The organism is Embleya sp. NBC_00896 (assembly GCF_045207785.1).
Classification (GTDB): domain Bacteria; phylum Actinomycetota; class Actinomycetes; order Streptomycetales; family Streptomycetaceae; genus Embleya.
Genome location: NZ_CP108777.1, coordinates 452599 through 468246 on the forward strand (window position 1 = coordinate 452599; position 15648 = coordinate 468246).

7 protein-coding genes and 1 pseudogene are annotated in these 15648 nt (G+C 67.7%); all 8 read right to left on the minus strand.

All coding sequences use genetic code 11. The features are described from left to right. Positions 1-12: 12 nt before the first annotated feature. Positions 13-690 (minus strand): enoyl-CoA-hydratase DpgB, encoded by a 678-nt coding sequence (gene dpgB, locus OG928_RS35290; RefSeq protein WP_331766066.1) that lies wholly within the window; start codon positions 688-690, stop codon positions 13-15. Between the two features lie 41 nt (positions 691-731). After that, positions 732-1766, minus strand: a complete 1035-nt coding sequence (dpgA, locus tag OG928_RS35295) for a 3,5-dihydroxyphenylacetyl-CoA synthase DpgA (RefSeq protein WP_331768228.1) — start codon at positions 1764-1766, stop codon at positions 732-734. A gap of 94 nt (positions 1767-1860) precedes the next feature. After that, the gene (locus tag OG928_RS35300; protein ID WP_331766067.1) at positions 1861-2067 is read right to left on the minus strand and encodes an MbtH family protein; all 207 of its coding nucleotides are present in this window, start codon (positions 2065-2067) and stop codon (positions 1861-1863) included. Positions 2068-2472: 405 nt separating this feature from the next. Further along, positions 2473-3723: a helix-turn-helix domain-containing protein gene (locus tag OG928_RS35305; RefSeq protein WP_331766068.1), complete on the minus strand. Its 1251-nt coding sequence runs from the start codon at positions 3721-3723 to the stop codon at positions 2473-2475. A gap of 339 nt (positions 3724-4062) precedes the next feature. Then, entirely contained in the window at positions 4063-5676 is a 1614-nt protein-coding gene (locus OG928_RS35310; RefSeq protein WP_331766069.1) for an ISL3 family transposase, read from the minus strand. Between the two features lie 130 nt (positions 5677-5806). Next, positions 5807-7024 carry a capreomycidine synthase gene (vioD, locus tag OG928_RS35315; RefSeq protein ID WP_406291517.1) on the minus strand — a complete coding sequence of 406 codons (1218 nt, stop codon included), beginning with the start codon at positions 7022-7024 and terminating at the stop codon, positions 5807-5809. Between the two features lie 24 nt (positions 7025-7048). Next, positions 7049-8149 (minus strand): guanitoxin biosynthesis L-enduracididine beta-hydroxylase GntD, encoded by a 1101-nt coding sequence (gene gntD, locus OG928_RS35320; protein WP_331766071.1) that lies wholly within the window; start codon positions 8147-8149, stop codon positions 7049-7051. A 121-nt stretch (positions 8150-8270) separates the two neighbouring features. Next, positions 8271-15539, minus strand: a pseudogene (locus tag OG928_RS35325) (amino acid adenylation domain-containing protein); the annotation flags it as partial. Positions 15540-15648 lie beyond the last annotated feature (109 nt).

Genomic DNA, 15648 nt, shown 5'->3' on the forward strand with positions numbered 1-15648 from the left:
GACTCGGGCGGTTCAGACCTGCCCGGCGGGACGCAGGGCCCGGTCGCACGCGGCCAGATGGGAGCCGAGCGCGTCTTCGAAGGTCGAGCCAGTCGCGTCCATCAGCAGTCGCCTGCGCACGGAGATGTCACCCGCCCGGGCGCCCTGGAAGTTCTTCACAGCGGCGCCGAGTGCCTCAGCGGGGTCGTCGGTGATCTCGTCGATGAGGCCCAGGGCGAGTGCTTTCTCAGCTGTTGTCGCGGCGCCGAACAGAGCTGGCTGCCGTGCCTGACGGAACCCGATCTGGGTCGCCAGGCGAAAGAGCGCCATGCCCGGCCAGGGAGCGACGCCGGAGGAAGGCAGTCGCAGCAGCAGGTCCGGCGTCGCCACGCGGTAGTCCGTCGCCAGGAGGATCTCGGCGGCCAGACCGCGGCACTCGCCGGTGGCGACCGCCACCGTGGCCACGGGGAGCCGCTCCAGCCTGTGCAGCACCCGCTCCCACTTGTTGACAAGATGGATGTCGTGGTGGCGCGAGCGCAGGCGCCCCGCGTCACCACTGTCGTCGCCACGCAGATGCACCAGCAGGACATCACCGGTCCGGGCGTCTTCCACACGGTCGCAGGTCTCGGCGATGCTCTGGACCGTGGAAGCCTCAAGGATCTCCGCGCTGTGGATCTCGAGGGTGAAGTCGATCTCCTGGTGAATTGCCATCAGATGATTCGCCCGTCCTGATATTCGTTCGAGGGGGTGTGCTACCACTGGACGAGTGCTGTCTCAATCGTGGATCCCGGCCCCATGGTCATCAGCACTCCGTAGTCGCCTGGTTGGGCGACCTCCTCCGCCGTAAGTCGCTCGTAGGAGAAGAGGAACGATCCGCTGGAGAGATTCCCGTAGTCCCTGAGCACCGATGAGGTGTGCCGCAGATCGTACGAGGCCAGCCCCAGATTGATCTTGACGGCGTCGATGACCTTCTTACCGCCGGAGTGCACGATCCAGTGGGCGATGTCGCTGCGCCGCAGCCCGGTCCCCCGCAGCAGGTTGGCGACCGCCTCCTCGGCATGTGCACCGACGACGTATGGCACATCGCGGTCGATGAAGAAGCTGAACTTGCCGTGGACTTCGTCCCAGTCGTAGCGCATGGCCTCGACCGCGTCCGGGATAATACGGCTGCTGAACTTGAGGAGAGCGGGCCCCTCAGCGGCCGGGCTGCCACCGGCCATGACCCCGACGGCTGCAGCACCGTCACCGAACAGGCCGTTGACCACCGCTGTGCGCAGGGTCCCGTCGAAGACGTACGCGGCGGAACAGGACTCGACGCAGATCATGGCGGCCAGCCGACCGGGATTGCTGCTAGCCCATGCCGCCGTGGGGTTGAGGCCGTTGAGTCCGGCGTTACACCCCATGCCCACGACATCCAGCCTGCTGCAGGTGACCGGCAGCCCGAGCTCTTTGATGAGAAGCGCACTGAATCCCGGAGTGAGCAGTCCGGTGGACGTAACACAGCACAGGTAGCCGACGTCGTCCGGATCGGCGCCCATGTCCTTGAGGCAGGACTGCAGGGCCTGCGCGGCGAGCTCAATGCCGTTGGCCCGGTGCTTCCGCAGAAGCTCGCCCTGTGTCTCCACTCGCGGCGCACCATCGGAGTCCAATGACGGAAGGTGCAGATACCGCCGGTCGATGTGGCTATTGAGGAAGAGGGAGGTGACCCGGGGGTCCTTGATCCCGAAGATTCGCAGGATGTCTTCCTGTGAATAGCTAGTCGCGGGATTCGCCGTTCCCAGCCCCATCAGACGAGGGGACGGAGTTCGTGCATCATTGATCACGCTGCGCACCTCGCTGCATCTTCTGCCGGAAGGGAGGCATGTGGCCGTCAGTCGACTGTCAGGAACTGGCGGCGATGAGACTCAAGGGGCGCAGGTCGGTCCAGTGCTCTTCGATGTATCCCAGGCAGTCCTGCCGGGACGAGTCATCGAGGGCCACGGTCCAGCCGTCCGGAATGCCGGCGAATGCCGGCCAGAGGGAGTGCTGGCCCTCGTCGTTGATCAGAACCTTGTACTCGGCCGAGTCGTCCTCGAACGGATTGGACACTTCCGCCCTCCAGTTGAATGCGAATGAGAGGTGACGCGCCATGCACGCGTCGCCCGGCGGCACACCGGAAGCGGCGGCCTGGGAGAGGCCCAGCGGCCTGCCGACACACCGTGGCGTCTTAAGCCACGCTAGACTTGATGTCAATTTTAGTCAAGCAGTCATGACAATTATTGCCACTAGACATGACAACCCGCGGTGTCTTGAGATTGGGGCTACGGGCGACCGTGGGGACTGCGCCACGCAGTCATTCCTGGCATGACCCATTTTCGGCCGGCTTGATCGCAGCGCGGTCGCACAGCTCGCCACGTATCGATGTACGCGCGGCGGGACCGGAAAGCCTGCCTAAAGTGCTGACAGCGGCGTGAGCCGACCGGCAGAGTGAAACAGGTGGGCCAGCGGCCGGTCTCAGCGCCCTGCTCGGACAAGCGCCTCGGCCAGAGCTTTCCAGGCCTCTGCCGCCAGGTCGAAGTTGGCGGACGCCTGAAGCCGCTCGGCAACGGATCGCAGCGCCGTCACGGCTTCGTCGGGCCGACCCAAGCCGATCTCGGCCTGGTGCAGGAGGATCTCGATCCTCATTCGGTCCTGATGAGGAAGGATGTCGGGCTCGGCCAGCACTTCGCGGGCCAGCTCCGCGGCCGACTCCAGATTCCCCCGATGGAAGGCCACTCGCGCCTCAACGGCTTTCATCCGTGCCTCGTCCACCCGGTCACCGAGCAGATCGACGACGTTCGCGGCCTCCCGGCACAACTGTTCCACCTGGGAGGTGACCTCCTGGTGAATGCCGAGGACGAGAGGGATCGCGGCAAGCCGCAGCCTGCCCCAGAGCAACGGGCTCTCTTTCCGGTCGGCGATGCGGAGAGCTTCCTCCAGCCGTGCCAGCCCCCGGTCCGCGTCGCCTTGGCGGACGGCCACCGTGGCCGCGGTCCAGAGCACCTGTGCGCGCAGCGGTCCCAGTTCCTCCGAAGGGATCTCCAGTGCCAGCTCGGCATGGCGCTGGGCATCGGACCACCGTCCAGCTTCGGACTCTGCGGCCGCCAGCACCAGCAGGATCCGGGCCTCGTCGGCGCGGGACACCTGCGGATGCCGCTCGCTCAGCGCAAGAGCCTGGCCGGCCAGCGCGAGGGCCTCTTCGGCGTTGTCGGCCAGTTGCGCGCAAGAGGCCAGCCCGACCAAGGCTTTCACTTGCAGAACAGGCGAGTTCAACGTCTCGCCGACGGCGAGCAGCCGGGTCAGCACCTTCTGCTGCTCGGCATGTTCGCCCAGCTGCTCATGGGCCCTGGCCAGATTCCACAGCACTTGCCATAGCAGCTCGGGAGCGACGTCCCCTGCTTCCTCGGCCGCCGCGGTCAGCGCTTCTACCGCCACCCCGTGGCGGGAGTCCTCCAGCGCCGCGACGCCCTCGGCCAGTAGTGCCGGGACCATCTGCGGCGAACGAGCCAGGAAGGTGTCCTCGGGGACTTCGAGGCGCGCCGACAGGTGACACACGGCCTGGGCAGTGGGTGCGCGATGCCCTGACTCGAGCCGCGAAACATAACTGGACGAGACCCCGTCACCGGCGATGTCCGCCTGGGACAGGCCTTTCTCGCGCCGGAGTCGGCCGACCAGCTGGCCGAATGCCGGCTGTGCCAGGTAGTCCATCGTCTCGCCGCTTTCCATGCCGTGAATCGGGGGTACAAGCCACGCGGCGTTCGAGCCGATCAGCCGTCGTCCCGGTCACCTCCGCCAACCATCACATGGTCCGCCCCGCCGGAGTCGGTGGCCACGGTCTCAGCAGCTGGCGCGAGCTGATGAAACGGCGCGGACCACCTGTGGGATCGTGCGGTCGTTCGCACCAATCGCAGCACAGCCGTCATCGCAATTGACAGCCTATGTCACCGTAGTGACTGATGCTGCCACGGCTGGTCATAGTACCCACATCGAGCCTTGACCATGCCCCGGAGGCACTGCATTCCCGGGGTTCTGGCACTGATCTTGTGGACTCGTGACGCTGTGTACTCAAAGAGCGTGGAGGACACGGATGCGGAGAAGGTCGAAGTTTGCTCGGCCGAACATCTGGCGCTTCAGCATCTTGATCTTGTTCACGGTGCCTTCCACGGCTCCGGAGCTGTGCGACAAGGTGAGGCCCGCGGTGACGGCCGCGTGATCGTGGCGGAGGCCTCGGGCGAACGAGCACAGTTCCGGTAGTCGGTGCTCCGCGGTGGCCGAGGCGATCCATGCGTCGAGTCGGTGTCCTTCGAGGTTCGTCATCATCTTGGCGAAGTCCCTGACATGTGCGGCGAGTTCGAGCAGTTCGGGGCACCGGTCGAGGACGGTTTTGAGGCGGATCGCGTCGTCGGCGTCCAGGTAGTCCGGGTGGGACATGATCCAGGCGGCGAGACGGCGGGGCTTGGGTGGTGGGGTCGGAGCCGGCGTGACGACGGTCTGTCCGCGAAGGATTCGCACGTATCGATGGACCGTCCGCGAGGAGCCGTTCCAGCCGTCGCTCCGGATCTCCTCGTGGAGGCGGGCGGCGCTGCGGCAGCCCTCGTTCCAACGGCGGGTCAGATAGGGCTTGTACTCGTCGAGCTTGCTGGGGAGGAGGGCGATCGACGCCACGAGTTCGTCGGCCGTGTGCGCCAGTGCGGCGCGTCGGACCGTGCGAAAGGTCAGGTCGAGACGACGGGAGATGCCGTTGAGCGACTCGCCCTCGGCCAGGAGGCCGTGGACCGCCGCGTGGCGCTCGACCAGGCGCGTGACGAGCCGCTCCTGTCCGGTGACGTCGTGGAAGCCGGTCCGTGATTCCACCGGCCGGGGCGATTCGTCTTCGGCGACCCGATCCGGTGGCGGTGCGGAAAGCAGGCAGACCCGATGAGCTCGCACGGACTTGTCGACCACGTCCGCGAGGTTGTGCCACAGATGGAATCGGTCGGCGACCTGCAACGCGTTCGGGGCTCCGGTGCGGGCTCCGTCGGCGTAGGAACCCGCCCGGTCCCGGCAGATCACCGTGGTTCCCGGATGCTCGAGCAGCCATGCGGCGAACGTCGCGGCGGTGCGTCCCGGCAGGAGATCGACGGGCCGGTGGCTGTCCATGTCGAGCAGGACCGTTCCGTAGACGTGTCCGCGCTTGAGAGCGAAATCGTCGACGCCGAGCACGGACGGAGCCGCGGTCAGCAGGGGTTCGGGCAGTTTCCGGAGCAGGCGGAGCAACGTCATGCGGTTGACGGGTATACCGAGCAACATCGCCGGACGGGCTCCCGCCCGGCCGGCGAGTGCCCGCGCGATCGCCCTCATCGCCCCCAGTCGCACCGGGCTGAAGCGGGCGTGCGGGGTGGTGAGTCCCGGTATCTGTTCGGCGAACGTCACGGTCTCGCACTCCGGCTTCCGACACAGGAACCGACGGATCCGTAGCCGGATGACGACCGCCGAGGCTCCTACCGCCGTGTCGCCGAGATTTCGCTCGTAGTGGCCGTGCACCCGGCGGGAAGCCGTCCCACACCTCGGGCACAGCCCCTCGGCCGCCCGTGCCCTCGCCACAATCCGGATCACGCCTGGCGACCGTTCCACCGCATCCACCGACACAAGACCGGCCAGATGGGGCAACAAAGCCTCAAATACTCGAAGTTCACACACTGCTCAGCATGACCGGGCGGGCCACGTTGCGTCACGAGTCCACAAGATCAGTGCCAGAACCATTCCCGGTGACAAAGGTCCCGGTGCCGGGCCTGGCATGAAAAGAGTGCAGTCACTCCGTCCGTCCTCGTCAGCGCGATCGGCGAAGCGGCACCACGGCTTCTGTTACGGCACGGGTCACCGCGCCCAGTCCGTCGCGAAGCTCCTCGGTAGGACCGCCGAAGCCGATGCGGAGTCGGTTCGGGTGGCCGAAGCACTGCCCGGGAACAACCAGTACCCCGTCATCCTCCAAAAGGCGTTCGCAGAGACCCGTCATGTCGGGCACATCGGGAAAGAGTGGGAAAGAGCTCACACCACCATGGGGCGTCGGCAGAAAGACCAGACCGGAGTGGTCCGCTGCCCAGTCCATGAGGACCCGCCGATTGCGCTGCGCCTGTTCCCGAAGCGGTCGGAGCGTTCTGTCCGCACGCTCCAGCACCTTGGTCGCGATCAGCTCGTTCAGCGGGGACGTGCTGATGGTCACGTAGTCGCGGAGCTTCACCATCGCCGCGAGTACGTCCGGGGGTGCGATGCACCAGCCGATTCGCAGGCCTGGCAACCCGAACGCCTTCGACAGCGTGCCGAAGGAGATGCAGCGGTCGACAAAGCCACCCGGGTCGGACAGCGGTGCGCGGTCATAGACCAGTTCACCGAAGGCCGCGTCCCACAGTAGATAGCAGCCCTGGGATTCGAGCAAGGACAGCAGTTCCTGATAGGCGGCCGGCTCCGGCATGGCACCGGTCGGGTTGTGCGGGAAGTTCACCAGCACAGCCCGCGTCCGCGGCCCGACCAGGTCCCGCAACCGTGAGATGTCCGGTTCGAAGTCGTCCTCCGGGCGCAGCTCCCACACCTTGAGGGTCGCACCGAGCGCGGTCGCCACCGACGACAGCGACTGGTACACGGGCCTGAGGACGACCACCTCGTCACCCGGGCGCAGGATCGCGGAGAGAGCGAGGAAGATACCCTCCGTCGAGCCGTGGGTGACCATGACACGCTCGAGCCGACCGGGGGCATAGCGGGCAGCGACCGCCGCCCGAAGGGGCTCGCAGCCCAGCGACGGACTGTCGCGGAACATGAGTGTGTCGAGTTCACCGGTTTCGATGCCGAGCATGGTCCGCAGCCGTCCCAGGGTGTAGTTCTGCGCGCCGGAGCTGGACACGTCGATCCGGGCGTCGAAGTAGCGGGTGCGGAACCAGTCCTCCAGCCGTGCCGGCTCAATGTCACCGAGCGCCTGGGAGGGGGCAGCGCCCGCGAGGGGCAGCGGCCGGGGGCTGCCGGAAGCGTTGTCAAGAGCGCTGCGGAACCGCAACGGGTCCGTAGATGGCATCAAAGATCAGCCGATCACTCGTGTGGTCATGTCGGCACGGCCCGGACGGGTGCGCCTGAAATCCTCGACGACGTTGATCCTCTTGAGCCATCGATCGGTCCCGTCGTATCGCGGGCGGAACGGGCGTCTCCCGTGGACCACGTTCCGGTTGTTGATGAAGCCCATGTCACCAGGGGCGAGCGGGAAGTCGTAGAGACTGCCCTCGAGATGGTCGATCAGCCACTTGAGTGCATGTGCCGCGGCCTCGTCCCCATCGGCGGGTGCCACGTAATCGCTGTCGATGCGCAGCACAGGAGCGCCGGGGTGACCGGTGACCAGCGGTATCAATGGCGGACAGCGGCGGACCTCGTCGAGCCGGCGGAAGGCCTGGGCCCGTCTGTCCGCGGCTGGGAAGGAGTTGAGCGTGTCGTCGTGCGAGGCGTCCGGAACGATATGGAAGCGGGGCCGGGTCAGCACGTCCATCACGTCCGGGGGTATCGCTCCGGGGTCAAGGTGTCCCAGCGTGGTGGCGGTCAGTTCCGGGCTGCGAAGGCACAGCAGGCCCACGAAGTCCGCGCGGTAGGGCGAGAAGGCATCCTCGGTGTGCCAGCCCAGCTCCGTGCGGCTGCTCGAACTGACCAGGCTGTCCTCCATGCCGGGGGTGGGTACGACATCGGTCACGATCCGCCCGTCCTGCTGGGTGGCCCAGGCGATGACGTCGCCCAGGAGTGAGCCGTACAGCATGACCAGAAAACTGTGAGCCCTGCTTTCCCGGGTGTCGGCGAGCTGCCAGCGGGACGGCGTCGGGCCCAGCCCGGCGTGGTCCACCCGGTTGCCGGAAATCACCAGTCCATGCTTGCGGTCGTCCAGGCGTGCTGTATTGACGGCCAACCTGACGCCTCTGGGCAGATCGTGGGCGATAACGCTTACGTCGGAGAGAAAGTGCGGGTTGTCGACCCGGCCGTAGTCGTTGGCCAAGCTGCTCGCCAGGGTGAATGCCTGGCTCGACTCGCTCGGGCTCAACCGGTAGGTGTGAATCCCGGTCGGCTTGCCTGATATGGGATCGGTGCCGGATACCGGCGCATTGGTCCCGGCATCGGGCGCGATGGCGCGGGTCTGGCGGAACATGGGTGGTCCTCCGGTCGGTTGATGACGTTCGGGGAGTCGGCGGCGCTGGGCAGGCGTGGCTGCTCTTGAGCGGTGGGAGCGGGCGTGCCGCGCCAGTCCGATGTGCAGCAATGCGCGAGGGTCAGCGGCCCGCGGCGCCGGTCGGCGCCTGGTCGCTCCAGGCTGGGGCGGGTGGGACGGGGACGGCGGGGCTGCCGGAGGTACCCTTTGCGGCTTCAGCTGCCTCCGCGATGCGCCGCGCCAGGACGGGACCGATCACGGCAAGCGCCTCGGGCCGTGTCATGTCGGCATGCGTGGAGTCCAGGAGGTGGTGCTCCAGGCCGGCGGCATAGGGAGCCCAGAGGCGGGCGGCGCCCCGGGCGTCCAGGTGCTTCTCCCGCCCGGCCTGGAACAGGAGGATCCGGCCGTCGTACCGCTTCGGGGTGAACTCGCCCATCAGCCGGACGTTGTTGACCGTTACCTCCATCAGTGCGGCGACGGCACGCTCGTCCAGTCCGGACAGGACGCTGCCACGCTTCCGCAGGAGTTCCAGGACGCGGGCCGGAGTCACCTTTCCACCGGCGTCGGCGGTCCCTTCGAGCACGTCCACTCCGTCGAAGGCCAGCTGAAGCACATCCCGGGCGTTCATCACCTCGTACTCGCCGTTGGCGCCACCGGGATAGGCGTCGAGGAGAGCCAGCAGAGCGACCTCCTCCCCTGCTGCCCGCAGGTCGGTCGCGATGGCGTGGGCGACCGCGCCGCCGAACGACCAGCCGGCCAGCTGGTACGGACCACTGGGTTGGATCCGGCGAATCTCCTCGAGGTAGTCGACCGCGATCTCCTCCACACTGCAGGGGAGCCGGACGGGCCGGGCCAAGCCGCGGGACTGGAAGGCGTAGACGGGAGTACCGGCGTCCACGTACCGGGTGAGCCCGGCATAGCACCAGCCCATGCCCCCACCGGGGTGGACGCAGAAGAGAGGGGTGCCGTCTCCAGACGGCCGCAGTGCGAGGACGGTCTCCAACGCGCCGTCGGTCTCCTGAGCGGGACCGGCGGCGACTGCATCGGTCCCGGCGTCGATGGCGCCGGAGAGAGCGGCCACCGTGGGAGCGGCGAACAGGGTGCCGACCGCCATGTCCGCGTTGATGGCACCGCGGATGCGGTTGACCAGCCGGGTAGCGAGCAGCGAGTGCCCGCCGAGGTTGAAGAAGTTGTCGTCGATATTGACCCGTTCCAGGCCGAGGACGTCGGCGAACAGGCCGCAGAGAACCCTTTCCGTGGGGTTACGCGGCTCCCGGCCACGTGTGCTGTCGGCTGCCGGTGCGGGAAGTGCCTTGCGGTCCAGCTTGCCGTTGGGCGTCTGCGGCAGGGTGTCGAGGAGAACGAAGGCCGAAGGGATCATGTACTCGGGCAACGCAGCCGCGATCCGTTCGCGGACAGCGGCGACATCCACACTCACCCCCTGGGCGGGGACGAGGTAAGCGGTGAGTCGCCGATCGCCCGGGCGGTCCTCTCGGACCACGGCCGCGACCTGGACCAGCCCGGTGTCCTGGGCCAACGCCGACTCGATCTCGCCGAGTTCGATACGAAAGCCCCGGACCTTGACCTGGCCGTCGGCCCGGCCGACGAATTCCAGCACGCCCTCGTCGGCCCACCGCACGATATCGCCGCTGCGGTACATACGGGCGCCGCACTCGTGGGTGAACGGGTCAGCGACGAACCGGCTCGCGGTCAGGTCCGGTCGGCCGATGTACCCGCGGGCCAGGCCCGGTCCGCCGATGTACAGCTCCCCGGGGACACCGACCGGCACCGGAGCGAGCCGTTCGTCGAGCACGTACAAGCGGGTGTTGTCCATGGCGCGGCCGATGGGCACCGACCGGCCGACCTGGTGCGGAGCACGCATGGGGTGCCAGGAGCAGATCACCGAGGTCTCAGTCGGACCATAGGTGGCCACGATCTGGGTATCAGGGCACATGTCGATGGCCCGCTGCACGGCGCTGACCGGCACGTTGTCGCCACCGGTCCACACCTGCCGCATGCGTCCGAGGGCCTGCGGCTCCTCCTCTGCCATCAGATTGAAAAGCACCGGGGTAAACAAGGCCGAGGTCACACCGTACTCGGTGATGACCCGGGCGTACTCCCGCGTGTCCAGGGAGCCGCCGGGCGCCACAACGACCCTGCCCCCCGTGAGCAGCGGCACCCACAGCTCGTACGTCGAGGCATCGAAGGCGTGCGGAGCATGCATCAGGACGCATTGCTGTGCGCCGCCGGACCAGCACGCATCGGCGGCCAGATCGGCGATGTTGCGGTGAGTGATCCCCACTCCCTTGGGAGCCCCGGTCGAGCCGGAGGTGTAAATGATGTAGGCCAGGTGGTCCGGGTGCACGGTCACGTCGAGGTTGGCCGACGACTCGTCGTCCAAGGTCGGATCGTCCAGGTCGAGGATCCGGGTAGCGCTCTGCCGCGCCTGCTCTACCAACTCGTGGCCGCGCGTCGAAGTATCGACCACCAGCACGGACGCTTGGGTGCCGTCCATGACGAAGCGCATCCGCTCGACCGGGTAGCCGGACGACAGCGGCACGTAGGTGCCGCCCGCCTTGATGACGGCCAGGGTGGTGACGACCACGTCGGCCGAGCGCTCCAGCAGGGTGGCGACGGTCCGGTCGGGACCGATACCCAGGCCCGACAATCGGTGGGCAAGGCGGTTGGCCCGGGTGTTCAGCTCGGTATACGTCAGCGTCGTACTGCCCGCGCAGACGGCCACGGCATCGAGCCGACCAGCCGCGCGGGCTTCGAAGATCTGCGCCAGAGTCCAGTCGGGTACCTGCCGCCGAGGGCCGTTCCACGTCTTGAGGACCAGGTCGCGCTCCTGCTCCGACAGCGGGTCCACGCCGCTGATGGGCAGACCGGGGTCGGCGGCGACGATGTCCAGCAGCCGGACCAGTCTCGTGGCCAGGGTCTCGACGGTCTCCCGCTCGAAGAGGTCCGTGCTGAACATGATGCCGCCTTGGAGGCCGGCCGCTGATCCGTCCGCGTCGTACCGCTCGTCCAGGTGGAACTGGAGGTCGAACTGGGCCACGTACGCGCCCAGGTTCTCATTGCGGACATGTAGCCCGGCCATCCCGAACTCGGCGTTCTGGTTGTGCAGGATGAGCGTGATCTGGAAGAGGGGGTTGCGAGCCAGCGAACGGGTGGGGTTGAGGGCTTCGACGAGGCGGTCGAAGGGCAGATCCTGGTGGGCGTAGGCGGCCAGGTCCGTGTCCCGGACCCGTTTCAGGAGGTCGTGGAAGGTTGGGTTGCCGGAGGTGTCGGTGCGCAGCACCAGGGTGTTGACGAAGAACCCGACCAGGTCGTCCAGGGCTTCATCGGTGCGGCCTGCGACCGCCGAGCCGATGGGGATGTCGGTACCGGCTCCGAGTCTGGTCAGCAACGCCGAAAGACCCGCCTGCACCACCATGAACAGTGTGGCCTGACTCTCCCTGGCCAGGCCGAGCAGCCGCCGGTGAGTGTCCGCGCATACCTTCAGCGCCACCGAGTCGCCCTGGTGGCTGGGTACCGCCGGACGGGGACGGTCCCGGGGCAGTTCCAGCTCCTCCGGAACACCTGCCAGGGTCTCGCGCCAGTAGTCGAGTTGACGGCCGGCGACGCTGCCCGGGTCCCTCTCGTCACCGAGCAGTTCGCGCTGCCACAGCGCGTAGTCGGCATACTGCACCGGCAAAGCGGCCCAGTGCGGCTCCCTGTCCTCCAGCCGGGCCGCATAAGCGGCGGTGAGGTCCTGTCCCAGCGGCCCCATCGACGAGCCGTCGGCGGCGATGTGATGCAGGACCAGCAGCAGCACATGCTCCTCAGGGCCGAGCTCGAACAACCATGCCCGAATGGGCAGTTCCTCGGCGAGATCGAACGGCTGGTGGGACGCCGCCTCGGCCGCTGCTGTCAGCTCCTCCTCCCTGACACACCATGCGGTCAGTTCGATGGGTGCTCTGGGCAGGATGACCTGGCGCGGCTCGCCGTCGACCTCGCGCAGGACCGTCCGAAGAACCTCGTGGCGGTCCGCCACATCGGCCAGCGCGGCATCCAGAGCGGACCGGTCGAGATTCCCGGACAGCCGCAGCATGAGTGGCAGGTTGTAGACGGCGCTGGGGCCCTCCAGCCGGTGCATGAACCACAGCCGCCGCTGTGCGTAAGAGAGCGGCAGCACTTGCGGACGCTGCGCTCGGGAGACGGCCGGGCGGACGGCGGTCCCGGTGGCCGCCGACCGGTCGATCCTGGCTGCCAGAGCGGCCACCGTCGGCGCCTCGAAAAGATCGCGGATGCCCAACTCGGCACCCAGCACGGTTCGAATCCGGCTGACCATGCGGGTGCCGAGCAGGGAGTGACCGCCGAGACCGAAGAAGCTGTCATCGACACCGACCCGGGCCAGTCCAAGTACCTGCGCGAAGATCTCACACAGGATCTCCTCCTGCGGAGTACGCGGTCCTCGGCCCTCGGTGCCCGTGCGCTCGGGGGCGGGCAGGGCCTGTCGGTCGAGCTTGCCGTTCTGGGTGAGCGGCAGGGCGTTGAGGACGACGAAGGCGGAGGGGATCATGTAGTCGGGCAGCACAGCCGCGACAGTGTCGCACAGCGACTCCGACCGAGGGGCGTCAGCACCGGTGGCCGCCACCACGTAGGCGACCAGCCGCTTGTCGCCGGGCCGGTCCTCGCGGACCACGACCGCGACCTGGGCCAGGCCCTCGTGCCGCCCCAGCACGGACTCGATCTCGCCGGGCTCGATACGGAACCCGCGGATCTTCACCTGTTCGTCGACCCTGCCGACGAACTCCAGCATGCCGTCGGGCGCCCAGCGGACGAGATCTCCGGTGCGGTACATCCGCGACCCTGGTGCACCGTACGGACCGGCTACAAAGCGCCCGGCCGTCAGACCCGGCAACCCCAGGTAGCCACGCGCCAGTCCGGCACCCGCCACATACAGCTCGCCGGTCGCACCGGTCGGCACCAACTGCAGAGCGGCGTCCAGAACATACGCCTGCATGTTGTCCATCGGCCGCCCCATCGGAACCGTACGGCCCACCCGGTGTGGCGCCCGGAGCACATGCTGGGTCGCGAACAATGTGGTCTCCGTCGGACCGTAGGTCGGCCTGACCACCGTGGCGGGGCATCTGTCCAGGACCCGCTGCACCGCTGTCACCGGAATCACATCGCCACCGGTGAGAACTTCCCGAAGCCCGACGAAGGTCTCCGGGGCTTCCTCGGCGATGACCCGGAACAGGCCGGCGGTGAGCAGGACACTGGTGAGTTCCTGCTCACGGATGAGTGCTGCGAGCTCGTGTGTGTCGAGGTCACCGGGCGGGGCAACGACGATCCGGCCGCCGGTGAGCAGCGGTACCCACAGTTCGTACGTCGAGGCGTCGAAAGCGACCGGGGAGTGCAGGAGGATCCTGTGGTCGGCGTCGCGCCAGCACTGGTCCAGCGCGAACGCGACCACGTCCCGGTGGGTGATGCCTATGCCCTTGGGAGTGCCGGTCGACCCGGAGGTGTACATCACGTAGGCGAGCTGCTCAGGATGCACCCTGATCCCCGGGGCCCCCGAGTACGGACGGTCGTCCGCGGTCGGGACCGGCTGCGACCCGTCCACGACCAAGATCTGCACAATGGTGGCGGGCAGCGAGGTGACGATCTCGTGGCCCTGCATCGCACGGTCGGTCAGCAGCACCGAAGCGTCGGTATCCGCCAGGACGGCGGCCATCCGCCTCACCGGCGAGCGCACATCCAGCGGCGCGTAGACGGCCCCGGCCTTGAGGACGGCCAGGATCGAGACCATCAGGTCGACCGACCGCTGCTGGAGAATCCCGACCCTGCTCTCCGGGGCAACCCCCGAGGCGACCAGCCGACGAGCAAGAGCGTCCGACCGCGTATCGAGTTCGCGATACGAGACCGGCACCCCGGCGAAGACCACCGCGGCCGCATCCGGTGTCCGCTCGGCCTGTGCTCGGAACAGCTCCGTTATGCTCGCCGACGGAATCTCATCGGCATGGCCCTGCCCGTCCCGCAGAACCCGGGCACGCTCGGACTCGGCAAGGAATTCCGTGCGGCTGATCGCCAGATCAGGATCGGCCGCCACAGCGGAGAAGAGCGCGGCCAAGTAGCCGGCCATCGTACGGGCCGTGGCCTCCGCCCAGAGGTCGGTGCTGTATTCGAGGGAGCCGGACATGCCGTACGGGGCGCCGTCCGCGCCGTACTTCTCGTTGAACGTGATCGACAGGTCGAACTGGGCGATGCCGGCCCGGATGTCCTCGGCAGAAACTTGAAGACCTCCGAATCCGAAGTTCGCGGCCTCGTTGTTCTGCAGCTCCACCATCGTCTGGAAGAGAGGGTGGCGGGAGAGCGACCGTGTCGGGTTGAGAGCCTCGACCAGGCGGTCGAAGGGCAGATCCTGGTGGTCATAGGCGGCCAGGGCGGTGTCCCGAACCCGTGCGAGGAGTTGGCGGAAGGTGGGGTCGCCGGAGGTGTCGGCCCGTAGGACGAGGGTGTTGGCGAAGAAGCCGATCAGGTCGTCGAGGGCTTCGTCGGTGCGGCCGGCCGCCACCGAACCAATCGGGATGTCGGTGCCCGCACCGAGCCGGGTCAGCAGCACCGACACAGCGGCCTGGACCAACATGGACAGCGTGGCACCGGTCTGCCGGCCGAGGTCGAGCAGCCTGCTGTGGCTATCGGTGTCGATCTCGAACCTGATCGTCTCACCGCGGTAGCCGAAGACCGGGGGCCGCGGGTGGTCAGTGAATATCGCCAGTTCTTCCGGCATACCGGCCAGCGCTTCACGCCAGTAGTCGAGCTGGCGGCCGGCGACACTGTCCGGGTCGTTCTCGTCGCCGAGCAGCTCGCGCTGCCACAGGGCGTAGTCGGCGTACTGCACCGGCAGCGCGGACCATTCCGGCGCCCGGCCGTCCAGCCGGGCAGCATACGCAGCACCCAGATCACGGCTCAGCGGCCCCATCGACCAGCCGTCGGCGGTGATGTGATGCATCATCAGCAGCAGCACGTGCTCCTCAGGACCGAGCTCGAACAACCATGCCCGAATGGGCAGCTCCTCGGCGAGATCGAAGCAGTAGCCCGCCGTCTTCTCCAACGCGGACGCCAAGTGGTCCTCGGCGGCCACCTCGACGACGGTCAACTCGGGGTAGGCGTCCTCGGGGGCGAGAATCACCTGGGCGGGTTCGGCGTCCACCTCCCGGTAGACCGTACGCAGGATCTCGTGCCGGCTGACCACATCGGCCAGAGCACCGGTCAGGGCCTCCCGGTCGAGCTTGCCAGTCAGCCGCAGTGTGAGCGGAAGGTTGTAGGTGGGGCTCGGGCCTTCGAGGCGGTGCAGGAACCACAGGCGTTGTTGCGCGAAGGAAAGCGGGACCGTCATCGGATCTGTCTCCTGGAGAGAGCGGCCTCGGGCGCATAGGGGGGCCGCAGATGAGCGCAGTTCGGGAAGGGAAGAGCACCGGACCGGCGAGGACACAGGTCGGTCACTGCCC

Bases quoted from the DNA above. Each gene is read 5' to 3' on its own strand.
- dpgB (WP_331766066.1), bottom strand. From the start codon at position 690: ATGGCAATTCACCAGGAGATCGACTTCACCCTCGAGATCCACAGCGCG.
- dpgA (WP_331768228.1), bottom strand. From the start codon at position 1,766: ATGGGGCTGGGAACGGCGAATCCCGCGACTAGCTATTCACAGGAAGAC.
- OG928_RS35305 (WP_331766068.1), bottom strand. From the start codon at position 3,723: ATGGAAAGCGGCGAGACGATGGACTACCTGGCACAGCCGGCATTCGGC.
- gntD (WP_331766071.1), bottom strand. From the start codon at position 8,149: ATGTTCCGCCAGACCCGCGCCATCGCGCCCGATGCCGGGACCAATGCG.